This is a genomic window from Mesorhizobium sp. L103C119B0 (assembly GCF_000502235.1).
Classification (GTDB): domain Bacteria; phylum Pseudomonadota; class Alphaproteobacteria; order Rhizobiales; family Rhizobiaceae; genus Mesorhizobium.
The window spans coordinates 25,503-40,376 of record NZ_AYXE01000014.1; the positions used below are offsets into that span (position 1 = coordinate 25,503).

General features: G+C 64.2%; 15 protein-coding genes and 2 pseudogenes. 2 read left to right on the top strand and 15 right to left on the bottom strand.

The features are described from left to right. The first annotated feature begins 1 nt into the window (after window position 1). Window positions 2-961: a LysR family transcriptional regulator gene (locus tag X728_RS145160; RefSeq protein WP_081732456.1), complete on the top strand. Its 960-nt coding sequence runs from the start codon at window positions 2-4 to the stop codon at window positions 959-961. A 44-nt stretch (window positions 962-1,005) separates the two neighbouring features. On the opposite strand, the gene X728_RS145155 is transcribed toward X728_RS145160, so the two are convergent. The 11 genes and pseudogenes from X728_RS145155 to trbB all read right to left on the bottom strand — a co-directional run bounded on the left by X728_RS145155 (window position 1,006) and on the right by trbB (window position 10,943). Continuing rightward, on the bottom strand, window positions 1,006-1,230 hold the full coding sequence (locus X728_RS145155; protein ID WP_023832362.1) for a DUF2274 domain-containing protein: 225 nt from the start codon (window positions 1,228-1,230) through the stop codon (window positions 1,006-1,008). Window position 1,231: 1 nt separating this feature from the next. Next, window positions 1,232-2,484, bottom strand: a pseudogene (locus X728_RS01000000167015) (TrbI/VirB10 family protein). Continuing rightward, window positions 2,481-3,620, bottom strand: coding sequence for a P-type conjugative transfer protein TrbG (trbG, locus tag X728_RS145150; protein ID WP_023832363.1), 1,140 nt, complete (start codon window positions 3,618-3,620; stop codon window positions 2,481-2,483). The pseudogene X728_RS01000000167015 and the gene trbG overlap by 4 nt, the downstream one beginning before the upstream one ends. After that, window positions 3,617-4,300, bottom strand: a complete 684-nt coding sequence (gene trbF, locus X728_RS145145; protein WP_023697518.1) for a conjugal transfer protein TrbF — start codon at window positions 4,298-4,300, stop codon at window positions 3,617-3,619. Before trbF ends, trbG begins: the two co-directional genes overlap by 4 nt. 2 nt (window positions 4,301-4,302) lie before the next feature. After that, on the bottom strand, window positions 4,303-5,664 hold the full coding sequence (gene trbL / locus X728_RS145140) for a P-type conjugative transfer protein TrbL (RefSeq protein ID WP_023832364.1): 1,362 nt from the start codon (window positions 5,662-5,664) through the stop codon (window positions 4,303-4,305). Window position 5,665: 1 nt separating this feature from the next. Further along, entirely contained in the window at window positions 5,666-6,061 is a 396-nt protein-coding gene (gene trbK-alt / locus X728_RS145135) for a putative entry exclusion protein TrbK-alt (protein WP_023715511.1), read from the bottom strand. A 10-nt stretch (window positions 6,062-6,071) separates the two neighbouring features. Next, window positions 6,072-6,830 (bottom strand): P-type conjugative transfer protein TrbJ, encoded by a 759-nt coding sequence (trbJ, locus tag X728_RS145130; RefSeq protein WP_023832365.1) that lies wholly within the window; start codon window positions 6,828-6,830, stop codon window positions 6,072-6,074. Next, window positions 6,827-9,287: pseudogene (gene trbE / locus X728_RS01000000167020) on the bottom strand (conjugal transfer protein TrbE). The gene trbJ and the pseudogene trbE overlap by 4 nt, the downstream one beginning before the upstream one ends. A gap of 14 nt (window positions 9,288-9,301) precedes the next feature. After that, entirely contained in the window at window positions 9,302-9,598 is a 297-nt protein-coding gene (locus X728_RS145125) for a VirB3 family type IV secretion system protein (RefSeq protein WP_023832366.1), read from the bottom strand. Next, window positions 9,598-9,891, bottom strand: a complete 294-nt coding sequence (locus tag X728_RS145120; protein ID WP_245266203.1) for a TrbC/VirB2 family protein — start codon at window positions 9,889-9,891, stop codon at window positions 9,598-9,600. Before X728_RS145120 ends, X728_RS145125 begins: the two co-directional genes overlap by 1 nt. A 35-nt stretch (window positions 9,892-9,926) precedes the next feature. Continuing rightward, window positions 9,927-10,943: a P-type conjugative transfer ATPase TrbB gene (trbB, locus tag X728_RS145115; RefSeq protein ID WP_023832367.1), complete on the bottom strand. Its 1,017-nt coding sequence runs from the start codon at window positions 10,941-10,943 to the stop codon at window positions 9,927-9,929. A 343-nt stretch (window positions 10,944-11,286) separates the two neighbouring features. Between trbB and X728_RS1000000172115 the strand changes: the two genes are divergently transcribed. Beyond that, a complete protein-coding gene (locus X728_RS1000000172115; RefSeq protein WP_023694925.1) occupies window positions 11,287-11,415 on the top strand; it encodes a hypothetical protein in 129 nt (42 codons plus the stop codon). Between the two features lie 223 nt (window positions 11,416-11,638). Here the strand turns inward: X728_RS1000000172115 and X728_RS145110 are convergent, their stop codons facing one another. From X728_RS145110 to X728_RS145095, 4 genes are all read right to left on the bottom strand, one after another. Beyond that, complete coding sequence (locus X728_RS145110) at window positions 11,639-11,956, bottom strand: helix-turn-helix transcriptional regulator (RefSeq protein WP_023707464.1); 318 nt, start codon at window positions 11,954-11,956, stop codon at window positions 11,639-11,641. After that, window positions 11,953-12,300 (bottom strand): type II toxin-antitoxin system RelE/ParE family toxin, encoded by a 348-nt coding sequence (locus X728_RS145105; RefSeq protein WP_081732463.1) that lies wholly within the window; start codon window positions 12,298-12,300, stop codon window positions 11,953-11,955. Before X728_RS145105 ends, X728_RS145110 begins: the two co-directional genes overlap by 4 nt. A 110-nt stretch (window positions 12,301-12,410) precedes the next feature. After that, complete coding sequence (locus X728_RS145100) at window positions 12,411-12,866, bottom strand: ribbon-helix-helix protein, CopG family (RefSeq protein ID WP_023832369.1); 456 nt, start codon at window positions 12,864-12,866, stop codon at window positions 12,411-12,413. A 7-nt stretch (window positions 12,867-12,873) separates the two neighbouring features. After that, window positions 12,874-14,853, bottom strand: a complete 1,980-nt coding sequence (locus X728_RS145095; protein WP_023832370.1) for a conjugal transfer protein TraG — start codon at window positions 14,851-14,853, stop codon at window positions 12,874-12,876. Window positions 14,854-14,874: the final 21 nt, after the last annotated feature.

A 14,874-nucleotide genomic window follows, 5' to 3' on the forward strand; every position in this document is an offset into this window, starting at 1 on the left:
CTTGGGACAGGTCGACAACACGCTCCGTCGTTTGGACCATGTCTTCGCGGCTGTCGACCATGGCAGCCTCAGGCAGGCTGCAAGAGTTCTCAGAGTGAGGGAATCCTGTGTCAGCCGCAACATCGTAGCTCTCGAGCAGTTGCTCGACATGCAGTTGTTTGACCGCGACGTCCATGGCGTTCGGCTGACCGAGGCAGGCCGGGCCTGGGTCGATCTTGTCCGGGCCCATTATGAAGGCTTGCAGGATGCACTGGCTGGAGGTAGTCGCGGTCACCAGGATGTCAAAACGCTCAGGATAGGATTATGCGCCCAGATGTGGCGCACGTTCGTGACACGTCTCATCGATCGTTTTGGCCGTTTACATCCAGACGTGTGCGTCGAGATCGAAGACGTTCCACTCGAACAGTGCCTGGCGGCTATACGCCGCCGGCGCCTCGACATCGTCTTCACGCACGGGCTTGAGAACGCCGCCCTGTGCCGTAGCGAGATATTTGCGCACGAGCGCTTGTTCGTTCTCCTGCCCGGCGGCCATCCGCTCGCAGAAAGGCCGGCAGTCAGATGGAGGGATCTTGCAGATACGTGCCTGCTGGTTTCGGTCGGATCGCCGCAGGATCCGGTTTTGCTGGAAAAGATTGCCGCGGATGGTGGCCCCGCTATCCAGATATGTCGCGCCAGCGAAGGAACGGTCATCCTCAAGGTGCAACTCGGTCAAGGCGTTACTCTGGCGGGCGAGGGTTTTGCCAGGACAGTCGCCATCGACGCCATGGTGTGGAAACCGATCAGTGGCCAGAGCAGCGTTAGTTCGATCAAGGCAGTGTGGCTGGAATCGAACCCAAAACGCGCGCTTTTGCGGCTGGTTGGGACCGCAAGAAACATGGTGGCAGCAACGCGACCCAGGACTACCCCTGTCGATACAGGACGTTCGGAACGCCGCGGCGCGATTTCTGAAGTCACGTCATGACTCGGAGGCGCGACTAAAACGGTTCGACTTCAGTCGTCCGGCCCTCAACCACCCTCCGAACGCTTTGCCCTGGCAAAGCCCCGATCCGTCGCAATAAACCGCGCCAACATCGCGACGATGAGGCGCGGCGCATCGGCGGGGCGTTGCCCCGCTTCGCGGCCGAGGATCTCGGCATAGGCGGTCAGGTCACGGTGCAATGCCGCGGGAAGCTCCACCATGACCTTGACCGGCTTGTCGTCAGCGATTGGCCCCAGTTTCAGCTTGGCCATTTCAGCCTCCATAAGGTTCAAGCACGAGATCGCGCGTGACGATGACGCGCACCGGGTATCCCGGTCGGATCGTGAGCGTCGGCGCTATGTTGAGCTGTCGCTGGACGATCTGCTGGCCTGTCTGGCTGATGCTGTCGGAAGCACCCTGGCGAAGAGCGCGCATGATGTCGCTCTCCTGGCCCGATGAGCCTGCCTGCGCGCCGATGCTCAGAACCGTGGAGAGCGCTGCAGCCTTGAAGAGCTCGCCCCAGTGATAGTCAACGCCGTCCTCGAGCCCAGCATAGCCTTCCGCGTCCGCGCCAGGCTCACGTTCCAGAACGATGGAGCGGCCGTTAGAAAAATCAGTCTGGTCCAGACCAGCAACACCCGACGCTGGCCAAAGCCGACACCATTGTCATACTGGCCGATGAGACGCGTCCCCTGCGGAATGAGACGGACGTGTCCGGTGGGGCTGTCATAGACATTCTCCGTCACCTGCGCGGTGATCTGACCCGGCAGATCGGACCGAATGCCGGTGATGAGGGCGGCTGCGACGACGGCGCCCGCCTGCAGGACGTTCTTCGACGCAGGCGGGGCAACACGATCCGACGAGACGGTGCGCTTGTCCGGCGGCTGATCGAGGAACGCGCGCTGCCGGTCCTGCGCCGAGGGCGTCGCTGGTTGCGGCGCGAGGCCAAGGCTGGCGAGCTCGGTCTGTGGCATGGTGCCTGTCGTGCCTGTTCCAGGCTGAGCGGCGGTCGCGTCGCTTGCAGGCCGCGTTTGCGTGGACGCGAACAAGCGCGCCGTCCTCGCCGCTTCCAGTTCCTGCTCCCGGCGCTGTTCCTCCTGGTCCGGTCCTACGGGACCTGTCGATGGCGCGGAGCCGCCATTTTGCGCGTTGAGGATCGGGCGGCCGAGATCGCCCGGAAGCGGTGGGCCAAGCTTCGGAACGCCCGCATAGTCCTTCGGCAGGCCGGCAAGCCCATCGGGTGTCGAACGATTGTCGGTTGAATACAGCTCCTGACCCTGGCCTTGCTGACGGTTCTGCAGCGCGTAGATCAGCGCACCGCCGACAGCGAGGCTTGCGGTGAGGGCCAACGCGGCCAGCGCCTTGCGGGACAGACGCGTCACGCGCGGCGGCTCGGCGCGCAGCCGCATGGCCGCGGCCGGCTCGCCTGTCAGGGGCCGGGCGTCATCCTCGACCGACGCCTCCGGCCGGGCGTCATTCGCGGGCCCCCGGCCTTCTTTCTTCCCGGGATCCATTTTGTCGCTCATGATGACGACCCTCCCCTGCCTGTTCGGAGGTTCGTCGCTGGCGGGGTCTCACCAGGGCCATGCATCCATGAAAATCGACTGCTCCTTACCCCATCGGTGCGAGAGACGCGGACGCGCCTCTGGTTCTTGCCGGCGCCGAAGCGCAACTCGGCGGCGGCAAACATCCGGTCGACGATCATGTAGTTGCCGCGCACGCGATAGTTGACCAGCTCGGACGTGTCGCCTTCCGGCCCTACCACGAAGAGTGGCGGCATCTCACCCTGGCCGATGCCCCGCGGGAACTCGATGAACACCTGCTTGCCATCGTCGAAGGCGCGCAGCGGCCGCCACGGTGCGCGATCGCCCGTCACCTGGTAGCGGAAATTGACGCGAGAAAGATCGATGCCTGTCGAGACCGGCTGTGCAGCCTCAGCTTGCTGGTTCTGCCTGCGCAAGGCGATGAGTTGGTCCTGCGGGTATTGCCAGGAAACCGACGCCATATAGGTCGACGGCGTCGAGCGCAGTTCCATGTGATAGGTACGCCGATCGGTATTGATGACGAGATTGGTGAGAAGGTCGGCGCGCGTCGGCTTGACGAGTATGTGGACCTGCTTGGCCGCGCCCGTACCGCTCTCGGTATCGCCGATGATCCAGCGCACGGTGTCGCCGGCGGCGACGGGACCGGAACCGACGAGCTGCTCGCCGGGCTGGAGCGCGATGTCGGTGATCTGCCCCGGCGAGGCATAGACCTGATAGAGCGCGCCATCGACGAATGGATAGACCTGCATCGAGTTGATGAAGCCGTTGCGGACAGGCTGGACGCGCGCGGCCGCATTGGCCAAGTTCACGCGCGCGGTCGGATCGGTCGGTTCCGGGTTGGGCTTTGCGGCCTTGCCGACCGGCTTCAACTGGCCTGGAAGCGGCAGCGGCTTGGACAGCTCCACCACCTTGACGGGCGGTGGCGGATCGACGGCATGCACGGCCGGGACCGGATCGTCATAGGAAATCTCCGGCGGCTTCTGCCTGGTGGCGCAGCCCGCAAGCGCCGAAGTGCAAAGCAAAAGCGCTGGAAGGGCCATTTTGCGGAAGGCGGGCATTGCGTGGATGAGGAAAACCAGACGCCCCCAGGGGGCGGCTTTGCAGAGTACGGGCATCATTGTCCAAGCTCCTTCGACCAGTTGATGGCGTTGATGTAGATTCCAAGCGGGTTCTTCCTCAGCGCATCAGCGTCGCGCGGGGGCTGGACGACAATGGTGAGGATGGCGGACCAGCGCTCCGTGGAAGCCAGTGAGCCGTCCTGATAGCGGCGTTCGACCCAGGCGATTCGGAAGCTCACCGGCGATGCGCGGATGACCGACGACACATCGACGGCGACCTGCTGCTTGCCGACCTTGGTGAACGGGTCATTGGCGCGCGCATAGTCGTTGAGAGCCAGCGCCCCGCCCTGCGTCGCGAAGTCGTAGGCGCGCAGCCAGTTCTGCCGCACGATGACCGGATCGGCGGGGATCGACCTCACCTGTTCGATGAAGTGCGCCAGGTAGAAGGCAATCTGCGGATCGTTCGGCTGATAGTCGCCGACCGCAGGTCCCACAGCCTGCGCCTGGCCGAGACGATCGACCTGCACCACCCAAGGCACGATCGAGCCTTTGGCGGATTGCCAGATGAGCGCGGCCGAGAACCCCGCGGCGAGCGCCAGGCAACCGAAGGCCATGGTGCGCCAGTTGCGCGCCTGCACGCGAGCCGAACCGATGCGCTCGTCCCAGAGCTGAGCAGCGCGTTGGTAGGGGGTCTCGGGTTGTGGGGACTTGCCGTAGTGCGTGGACGGTCGTTTGAACATGCTCAGTCACTTTCAGAGAGGTTGATCGAGGAGCCGCCGCCATGGCTGTCGCCACTGCGAACGGCGTGGGCCGCGGCCTGGACGCCATGGGTCATCTGTTGCGAGCGCTTCATGCGCTTCGCCCAGGCTGGCTGACTTTCGGTTGCGGAGGACGCGACGGGTGCGGAGCCGGCTTCGGGCGCGTTCGCGCCGATTGTGCCAGCCGTGGAGGATCCGCCCGTCGTCTCGAAGGCAGCGCGAGCGCCCGACTGGTAGCTGTGCTTCATGCTGCCTGCCGCATTATTGGCCGCACGCTTGAGCGGTGAGATGGCACCTTGGGCGCCGGCTCTGATGACACCGCCGAGCCCGGATGCGACGCCAGAAAAGCCAGACTCTCCGGCCGCGCTGAGGCCGTAGGCTGTGGACGCCCTGCCCGCCATGGCGGCACCGCCACGGGCCGCCGCTGCAGCACCGCCGCTGACAGCCGCGCCGCCGGACACGACGGAACCGGCGGCGGCGGCGCCCACTGCTGCCATGCCGCCGGCGGCGAGCCCGGTCCCGACAGCCGCGCCCGCACCGAGTTGCGGGCCGCCGGAGACGAGACCGTTGGCAATGCCCGGTCCAAAGATGCCAAGGCCGAGCAGCGACAACGCGGCCAGCACGATCGCCATGGCATCGTCGACCGACGGCGTGTTGCCGCTGAACCCCGCGGTGAACTCGGAAAAGAGCGTTGAGCCGATGCCGATGATGACGGCGAGCACCAGCACCTTGATGCCGGACGAGATGACGTTGCCAAGCACCCGCTCGGCCATGAAGGCGGATTTGCCGAACAGACCGAAAGGGATCAGCACGAAACCGGCGAGCGTTGTCAGCTTGAACTCGATCAGCGTGACGAAGAGCTGGATCGCCAGGATGAAGAAGGCCAGCAGCACCAGCGCCCAGGCGAAGAACATGCAGGCGATCTGGATGAAGTTCTCGAAGAAGGACCAATAGCCCATCAGGTTCGAGATCGAGTCCAGCAACGGCCGGCCGGCGTCGAGCCCGGTCTGCGCCACCTTGCCCGGGCGCATGAGATCGTTGACGGTAAAGCCCGTACCCGAGGCCTTCAGGCCGAGCCCGGCGAAGCTTTCGAAGACGATGCGGGCGAGATTGTTCCAGTTGGAGATGAGATAGGCAAAGACGCCGACGAAGAGCGTCTTCTTGACGAGGCGCGCCATGAAGTCGTCGTCCGCCCCCCAGGACCAGAAGAGCGCAGCCAATGTCACGTCGATGACGATCAGGGTCGTGGCAATGAAGCCGACCTCGCCGCCGAGCAGGCCGAAGCCGCTGTCGATGTAGCGCGTGAAGACTTCGAGGAAATGGTCGATGACCCCCATGCCGCCCATGTCAGCGAGCCTCCGGCCGAGGCGGCTCGACCTGCATCGCCGGAGCGGTCACATCCGCCCGCTTCCCTTCTTTCCGGTCGGCTGACGGCGGCACATTCGGAAACAGCGTTGTCGGCGCTACCGGAGCAGGCGCGGTTGCCGAGTCACGTTGACCGAGAAACCGGCGCCGGCTGGCTGCCCACGCTTTCAGACAGCCGGGATCGCGAGGACCGGCCTCGCCGATCCCGGAACAGCGGCGCAATTCGGCCGCGAGTGGGTGTTGTGGCGCGACGGAACGGTCCCCCGTCGCAAGGGCGTCAGGCTCGTCGTCCTCGCTGCTCATCTCGATTGCGGTCACTGTCAAAGCGACCGCGATGAAGATGACCGCGCCGATGCGAGCGAGGAGCTTGCCTTCCATCGCGCCGACCTCAGTTCTTGCCATAGAACATCTGCGCACTGCCGGGCTGGTAGCCCGAGCCCTGCGTCAGGAAGCGCCGGCGCTGCTCTCGGCCCTGGTCGGCAGCGGTGGCCTGTTCGGCCGATTGCAACGCTTGCGCCCGACCGTTCGCGGCGACGACAGCGGTGAGATCGGCGAGCTGCTGCGCCTGAAGCGCGAGGAGCTGGTTGCCGGCCTGTGTTGCCTGAAGCGCTCCGGTCGCACCCTGGCTTTGGCCGACCAGCGCCGACATCTGCGTTCGATTGGTGTCGATGTTGCCGACGACTCCCGCCTGCACACGCATGGCATCCTGAAGGCCACCAACCGTGTTGCCCCAGCGCGAGCGCGCGTCGGCGACGAGTTGCTGATCCGAAGCCGACAGCGAGACGTTGCCATATTTCTGCTGGAAGGCCTGATCGATCTGCTGCACGTCGTAGGCTACGTTCTGCGCTTGACCGAGCAATCGCTGCGTACGCTGCACTGACTGCTGGAGCTGTTGCAGCGAGGAGAACGGCAAGCTTGCGAGATTGCGGGCCTGGTTGATGAGCATCTGCGCCTGGTTCTGAAGCGAGGTGATCTGGTTGGTGATCTGCTCGAGCGAGCGCGCTGCCGTCAGGACGTTTTGCGAATAGTTCGAGGGATCGAAAACGATCAAGGCCTGTGCGGGTGTTGCCAGCATGGGCGAGAGCGCGGCGGGAGCGACAAGCAGGGCGGCAGCGAGCCGCATGCCAAGGGAGCGGTGCAGTTTCATGGGGACTTCTCCTTGTTGGTGAGGGCGGGGCTGGTTAGGGCGGGAACCAGTTCAGCGGCCCAGCCGACGCCACGGTGGCTAAGCCAGGCAGCGAGGAACCCGTCGCGGCCGTGCTCAGCGACGATGCGGGAGATCGCGGCCTGGTCGGTCTTCGCGGATACGGCGCAAAGCGCGAGCGCCACATCCGACAGTCCCAGCTCGAACAGCCGGTTGCCGCGACGGGACTGGCAGTAGTAGTCTCGCTTCGGCATCGCCCGCGCGATGATCTCGATCTGCCGATCGTTCAGGCCGAAGCGGCGATAGATCGCGGTGATCTGCGGCTCGATGGCGNATGGCGCGCTCGTTTGGCAGCAGAAGCCGGGTCTGGCAGCTCTCGATGATCGCGGGCGCGATTGCCGAACCATCGATGTCGCTGAGCGACTGCGTGGCGAAGATGACGCTGGCGTTCTTCTTGCGCAGCGTCTTCAGCCATTCGCGGAGCTGGCCGGCAAAGCCGTCGTCGTCCAGCGCAAGCCAGCCTTCGTCGATGATGAGAAGGGTTGGCGAGCCATCGAGCCGATCCTCGATGCGATGGAAGAGATAGGACAGGACCGCGGGCGCGGCACCCGTTCCGATCAGCCCCTCGGTTTCGAATGCCTGGACCGACGCCGATCCGAGATGCTCGTGCTCGGCATCGAGCAACCGGCCATAGGAACCTCCGACGCAATAGGGGCGCAATGCCTGCTTGAGATCGTTTGATTGCAGCAGCACGACCAGGCCGGTGATGGTGCGCTCCTCGACAGGCGCGGACGCCAGGGAACTCAACGCCGTCCAGATATGCTCCTTGATCTCAGGCGTGATCGTCACATTCTCACGCGTCAGGATCGCCACGACCCAGTCGGCGGCCCAGGCGCGCTCGGGGACATGATGAACACGCGCGAACGGCTGAAGGCTGACGCTGTCGGTTGCGCCATCGCTGAGATCGCCGCCGAGATCATGCCAGTCGCCGCCCATGGCGAGTGCCGCCGCGCGGATCGAACCGCCGAAATCGAAGGCGAAAACCTGTGACCCCTCATAGCGGCGGAACTGCAGCGCCATCAGTGCCAAGAGCACGGACTTGCCCGCGCCGGTCGGGCCGACGATCAGCGTGTGGCCGACGTCACCGACGTGAAGCGAAAGCCGGAACGGGGTCGAGCCTTCGGTCTTGCCGAAGAGCAGAGGGGGCGCTGCAAAATGCTCGTCCCGTTCCGACCCCGCCCACACCGCGGAAAGCGGAATGATGTGGGCGAGATTGAGCGTGGAGATGGGAGGTTGACGGACGTTGGCGTAAACATGACCCGGCAGGCTGCCGAGCCACGCGTCGACGGCGTTGATGGTTTCAATAATCGCCGTAAAGTCGCGGCCCTGGATGACCTTTTCGACCAGGCGCAGTTTTTCGTCGGCGATGTTGGGATCATCGTCCCACACCGTCACCGTCGCGGTGACATAGGCCATGCCGGCATAGTCGGCGCCGAGTTCCTGCAGCGCCATGTCGGCATCGGCGGCCTTGTTTGCGGCGTCGGCGTCCACGAGGACGGACGCCTCGTTGGTCATCACCTCCTTGAGGATCGCCGCCACTGACTTGCGCTTGGCGAACCATTGACGCCGGATCTTCGTCAGCAGCCTGGTGGCATCGGTCTTGTCGAGCAGGATCGCGCGTGTCGACCAGCGATACGGAAACGCCAGCCGGTTCAGTTCGTCGAGCAGACCCGGCGTGGTTGCGGTCGGGAATCCCGTGACCGTGAGAATGCGCAGATGCGACGCGCCAAGCCGCGGCTCGAGCCCGCCGGTCAGCGGCTGGTCGGCCAGCATGGCGTCGAGATACATCGGCGTTTCGGGAACGCGGACACGGTGGCGATTGGTCGAGACGCAGCCATGCAGATAGGTCAGCGTCTCGGCGTCATCGAGCCAGCGGCACTCCGGCATGAAGGCTTCGACAAGGCGCAGGACGCGGTCGCTGCGATCGGCGAACCCGGTCAGCGCCGCGTTGGGGTCGAGGCCCTTCTTCTCGCGGCCTTCGTAGAGCCAGCTTTCCGCGCGGGCGGTGTCTTCGGCGGGCGCAAGATAGGTGAGCGTCAGGAAGTAGCTGGACTCGAAATGCGCGCCGGCCTCCTCGAAGCCCGCCTTTCGCTCCGCATCGACTAGCGTGGAGGCCGCATCCGGAAAGCTGCTGTCGGGATAGCGGGTCGAGGCATGGCGCTGCGCTTCGACGAAGATCGCCCAGCCGGAGCCGAGACGGCGGAAGGCATTGTTGAGCCGGCCGGCGACGGCAATCAGTTCGGCCGGAACGGCGCTGTCGAGATCGGGGCCGCGAAAGCGCGCGGTCCGCTGGAAGCTGCCATCCTTGTTGAGGACGACGCCGGCGCCGACCAATGCCACCCAGGGTAGGAAGTCGGCGAGCCGGCTGCTACGGTTGCGATATTCGGCAAGGTTCATCATCGGTGCGACCTCGCTCAAACAGTGAGATGCGCTGGGATGCGCAAATGCCGGCGAACGACGTCGACGAAAAGCGGATCGCGCTTGGCGGCCCAGACGGCGGCGACATGGCCGATGGCCCAGATGGCGATGCCGACGAGCCAGAGACGCAGTCCCAGCCCCACGGCGCCCGCGAGCGTCCCGTTCATGATGGCAATGGCGCGCGGGGCGCCACCGAGCAGGATCGGCTCGGTCAGCGCCCGGTGCACGAGGACCGCATAACCCGGCACTGCGTAGTCCGGCATTGGGCCGCTCTGTTCGACAGCGCCCGCCATCAGACCAGCGCTCCGCCGCCGAACGAGAAGAACGACAGGAAGAAGCTCGACGCCGCGAAAGCGATGGACAGGCCGAACACGATCTGGATGAGCCGGCGGAAGCCGCCCGACGTGTCGCCGAAGGCGAGCGTCAGGCCGGTGACGATGATGATGATCACCGCCATGATCTTGGCGACAGGGCCTTCGATCGACTGGAGGATCTGTTGCAGCGGTTGTTCCCACGGCATCGACGAGCCGGAGGCATGGGCGGGCGCGGCCATCACCAGGATGAGCGTGGCACCCGTAACTGTCATGGCGAGACGATGGCGCGTGAGGCGCAGGCGTTGGATCATGGATTTTCTCCTTCAGGGTTTTGGACGAGCAAGGTCGGGCCCTCGTCGCCATCGAGGACGGCTGGCGCGACCCGGTAATCACCGTCCGGGCGCAGGCCATCGATACGGGCGAGTTCGGACAGCCGGCGCGCGGAACCGCGGCCGGAAAGGACGGCAACCAGGTCGATCGTTTCGGCGATCAGAGCGCGTGGAACCGTGACGACGGCTTCCTGGATGAGCTGTTCCATGCGGCGGAGCGCGCCAATGGCGCTGCCGGCGTGGATCGTGCCGAGGCCGCCGGGATGGCCGGTGCCCCAGGCCTTGAGCAGTTCGAGCGCCTCGGACCCGCGCACCTCGCCGACCGGGATGCGGTCGGGGCGCAGGCGCAACGATGAGCGGACAAGATCAGATAGAGACGCGACGCCGTCTTTCGTGCGCATTGCCACGAGATTTGGCGCGGCGCATTGCAGTTCGCGCGTATCCTCGATGATGACGACGCGATCGGCGGTCTTGGCCACTTCAGCGAGCAGCGCGTTGATCAGCGTGGTCTTGCCCGTGGAGGTGCCGCCTGCAACGAGAATGTTGGCGCGGTTGGCAACGCCCTGGCGCAGCGTGTCCGCCTGGCGCGCCGACATAATCCCGGCCGCGACATAGTCCTCAAGGGTGAAGATGGCGACGGCGGGCTTGCGGATCGCGAAGGCGGGCGCCGCGACGACGGGAGGAAGAAGCCCCTCGAAGCGCTCGCCCGTCTCGGGCAACTCCGCCGAGACGCGTGGGGCGCCGGCATGGACTTCGGCACCGACATGATGAGCGACGAGGCGAACGATGCGTTCGCCGTCCGCCGCCGACAGGCGCTCTCCTGTGTCGGACAAACCCTCGGACAGGCGATCGATCCACAAACGCCCATCGGGATTGAGCATCACCTCGACGATGCCGGCGTCGTCGAGATAGCGCGCGATCGCGGGTCCGAGCGCTGTGCGCAACATGCGTGCGCCGCGAGCCAGACCTTCTGAATTGTGAGGCGAAGCTGCCATCCTGTCCCCGTTTCGATCCGGGGAACATCGGCGGCCCCTGGACGGGGATGATTAAGAGAGCCGTATCTCGAGTGGTTTCAACACCTATGTTGAGGCGTAGTGACGTAGCGTGCAAATACAGGAGATTGGCGGTGCCGACGTAAACGGCGCAAGGCGGCCATTATTAGTTCTGCTTTAGGTACGGCGATTATATTATGGTCCTCGACAGGACGGGACCCGTAATCCACGTATTAGACTGCGCATGTCACGCCGTACAAAGGCGAATCCGCTGCGACAGCTGCGAGGGTTGCCCAGCGTCTCTTGATTTTGTACCCAGCCAAGATCGAAAACATGGAGCCTGATTATGGACGACTACGACAACGAAAAAGGCGCAAAGCCTGAAGACGTGCGCGCCTCGTTGAAGGGATGGGCTTGGTTTATTGCTCTGACGCTCGGGATCTTTGGTGCCGCCTACGCTTGGATTGAGGTCTAAGCGCGCGCCTTAGGTCCGGGGCTTAGAGAGCCGACGCTGGCGCGCTGCAACACCGTCGATAGCCTCGAAGTCGCTGCGAAGCCCAGCTGCGAAATTGTCGCCGTAGGTCTGACGAAGGGTGTCCACCTTCGTGCGTGCTTTTCGCTAATCCTACCGTCCTGTTGCGGTGGCGCCCATCCAAACCTGGACAATCAGTTGTGGGCTCTTCGGCAAAGCCGTCTGTTCAAGCGGCCTCAGCACGAGTTGACCGTCGAGGCTTGTGGCGAACCACCACGTCGACCTTGTAGTCGAGCCGGTCCAGACACCTAACCAGCCTGTCTATTGAAAACTTACCCGTTCGTCCGGTGACGATCGCGGAGACGTCCGGCTGCTTCATTCCGAGCAGTTCAGCCGACTTCGCCTGGGTCAGGCGCCGGCGCTTGATAATGGCGCGGATCTCGCGGGCCAGCTTGGCCTTGAGCAATTCCTCTTCGGGATTGTCAAAGCCGAGGTCCGCAAACACGTTTCCGCTGCTCACTTCGGCGGTGATGTCTTCTGTCATGACTTTGTTCCTTTCCCATAGTTTTCGCGGTAATGCGCCTCGGCCGCCTTCAATCGCACTGTCACGAGATCGATTTCTTGCCTGGGCGTCTCCCTGCCCTTCTTCGACTTCTTCTGGAAGCAATGAAGGACATAGATCATACCAGCGAAGCGGATGGTGTAGACGGCGCGGTAGGTATCTCCGTCGAAATCGTCGACCACCTCGAGGATGCTGCGGCCCCCAAACCCTTTCAGGGCTTTGACAGCCGGGTGCTCCTCGCCATTCTGGGCGTCGTTGATTGCGACACCCATCAACCGGCGAACATCGACCGGAAACTCGCGCAGGTCATCCTTTGACGACCCCATCCATATCGTGGGCTTTTGGCTTCTCATTCGCCCTTCCTTATAGCATACAGACTATAATTCTCAACGAAGAATCCTGATCGGGCTTGCAAAATCTCAGTCCGCCGGTCCATTTAGCCCACGGGACTGCCGGGCTGGTTTGCGTCCACGCCGCTATCGATATCCTCGGAGATCTCCTGTCGGAGCTTTGGACCTCTCGCTAGGCGCCGGCCGAGCGCGGTGACGAAGGCATCATAGCGCTCGCCAGCCTTGGCGTGGGCGGCCTGCGCCGCGGGCTCGGGCAAAGACGGCGTCGTCACCAACCAGAAGCGGACGAAAACTGCGAGCGTCTCCACGGCAATCGCGACATCGCGCTCCTGGCGTGTCATACGGCGATCGAGCTGGTCAAGCCGCTTGGTGATCGCCGCCTCCTGCCGCTCGGCGGCATCGGGTGAGAGAAACGACTCGATGGCCGCCTCCGCGACGAGCGACCGTGAAAGATCACGGCGCGCCGCATGTTCGGCCAGCCTGCTCATGACCTTCGGATCGAGATAGACGGACAGGCGTTGCTTGCGAGGTGGCTTTACCATGGCAGCCTCACATATCCACGCCGTCGCCGGGGTCGAGCGACGCCTGCCGCGCAACGCCTTGCATCAGGCGCGTCAGTCGACGGTTGCGGGCAACCTCGTCCTCTACATCGTCCAGGTCGATCTCGAATTCATTCCCGGTCGAAGGCTTCACGACCTGCTCGACGCGACTGAGCTCGGGTTGCCGACGACGCTCGGAATCAGTTGTGTCGTCATCCGTGGCCAACGGCGCCGACATGGCTTCGGCAATCTGCGGACGGGAAGGCAGAGGCAGTCTGGTCCAGTCGTCGGGCCTCCCCTCCGCCGCCGCTGCCAGCACCGGCGGCGGCAGGATACGCTCCCGGAGGCGAGCATCCTCATGATAGCGCGCCTTTTTGGCCCGGATCGGCGGAGCACCCGCGACCATGATAATCTCGTCGGTCGCCGGCAGCTGCATGACTTCACCCGGCGTGAGCAGCGGGCGAGCCGTCTCGGAGCGGGAGACCATGAGATGACCGAGCCACGGCGACAGCCGGTGGCCGGCATAGTTCCTCATGGCCCTCATCTCGGTCGCTGTTCCCAGCGCGTCGGACACCCGCTTGGCGGTGCGCTCATCATTGGTGGCAAAGCTTACCCGGACGTGGCAGTTGTCGAGGATCGAGTTGTTGGCGCCGTACGCCCGCTCGATCTGGTTGAGCGATTGAGCGATGAGGAAGCTTTTCAGGCCGTAGCCGGCCATGAAGGCGAGCGCCGACTCGAAGAAGTCGAGGCGGCCAAGCGCCGGAAACTCGTCGAGCATCAGGAGCAGCCGGTGCCCTTGCGCCCTCACCTGCAGATCTTCCGTCAGGCGGCGGCCGATCTGATTGAGGATCAGGCGAATGAGCGGCTTGGTCCTGTTGATGTCGGACGGCGGCACGACGAGGTAGAGCGTCGTCGGATGCTTGTCGTCGACAAGGTCGCTGATGCGCCAGTCGCAGCGCCGCGTGACCTCTGCCACGACAGGATCGCGATAGAGGCCAAGGAACGACATGGCGGTGGAGAGCACACCCGAGCGCTCGTTGTCTGATTTGTTCAACAGCTCTCGCGCGGCGCTGGCGATGACCGGGTGCGGACCGGCTTCACCCAGATGCGCCGTTTTCATCATCGCAGACAGCGTCGATTCAATCGGACGCTTTGGATCGGAAAGGAAACCGGCGACGCCGGCAAGCGTCTTGTCCCTCTCGGCGTAGAGGACGTGCAGGATCGCCCCGACCAGCAGGGCATGGCTGGTTTTCTCCCAATGGTTTCGCCTCTCAAGCGAGCCTTCGGGATCGACCAGGATGTCGGCAATGTTTTGAACGTCTCGGACTTCCCATTCGCCGCGGCGCACCTCTAGCAGCGGGTTGTAGGATGAGGATTTCGGATTGGTTGGATCGAACAGCAGGACACGGCCATGCCTGGCGCGGAAGCCTGCGGTGAGCTGCCAGTTTTCGCCCTTGATGTCATGGACGACGGCTGAACTCGGCCAGGTCAGCAGCGACGGGACGACGAGGCCGACACCCTTGCCCGAACGTGTGGGCGCAAAGCACAGCACGTGCTCCGGTCCATCGTGGCGCAGATAGGCGCGGTCAAACCGCCCAAGCACCACTCCATCGGAGCCGAGAAGGCCCGTTGCCTTGATCTCCTGCTTGTCGGCCCAGCGGGCGGAGCCGTAGGTCTCGACCTTCTTGGCCTCGCGAGCCCGCCAGACCGACATGCCGATGGCGACGGCGACGCAGGCGAAACCGCCGGAAGCCGCGATAAAGGCTCCCTCCACGAAGATCGACGGCGCGTAGGCATCGAAGCCATACCACCACCAGAAGAAGGACGGCGGAAGGTAAAACGGAAAGCCCAGGACATGGAACCATGGCCTGCCGAGCTCGGGCTGGAACGCCAGGCGCCAGGCCACCCATTGCGTCGCGCTCCAGATGGTGATCAGCACGATCATCAAGACCGCGAGGATCTGGCCCCAGAGTATCTTGGTGGCGGACATAGAAGCGGTCCTTTCTTCACA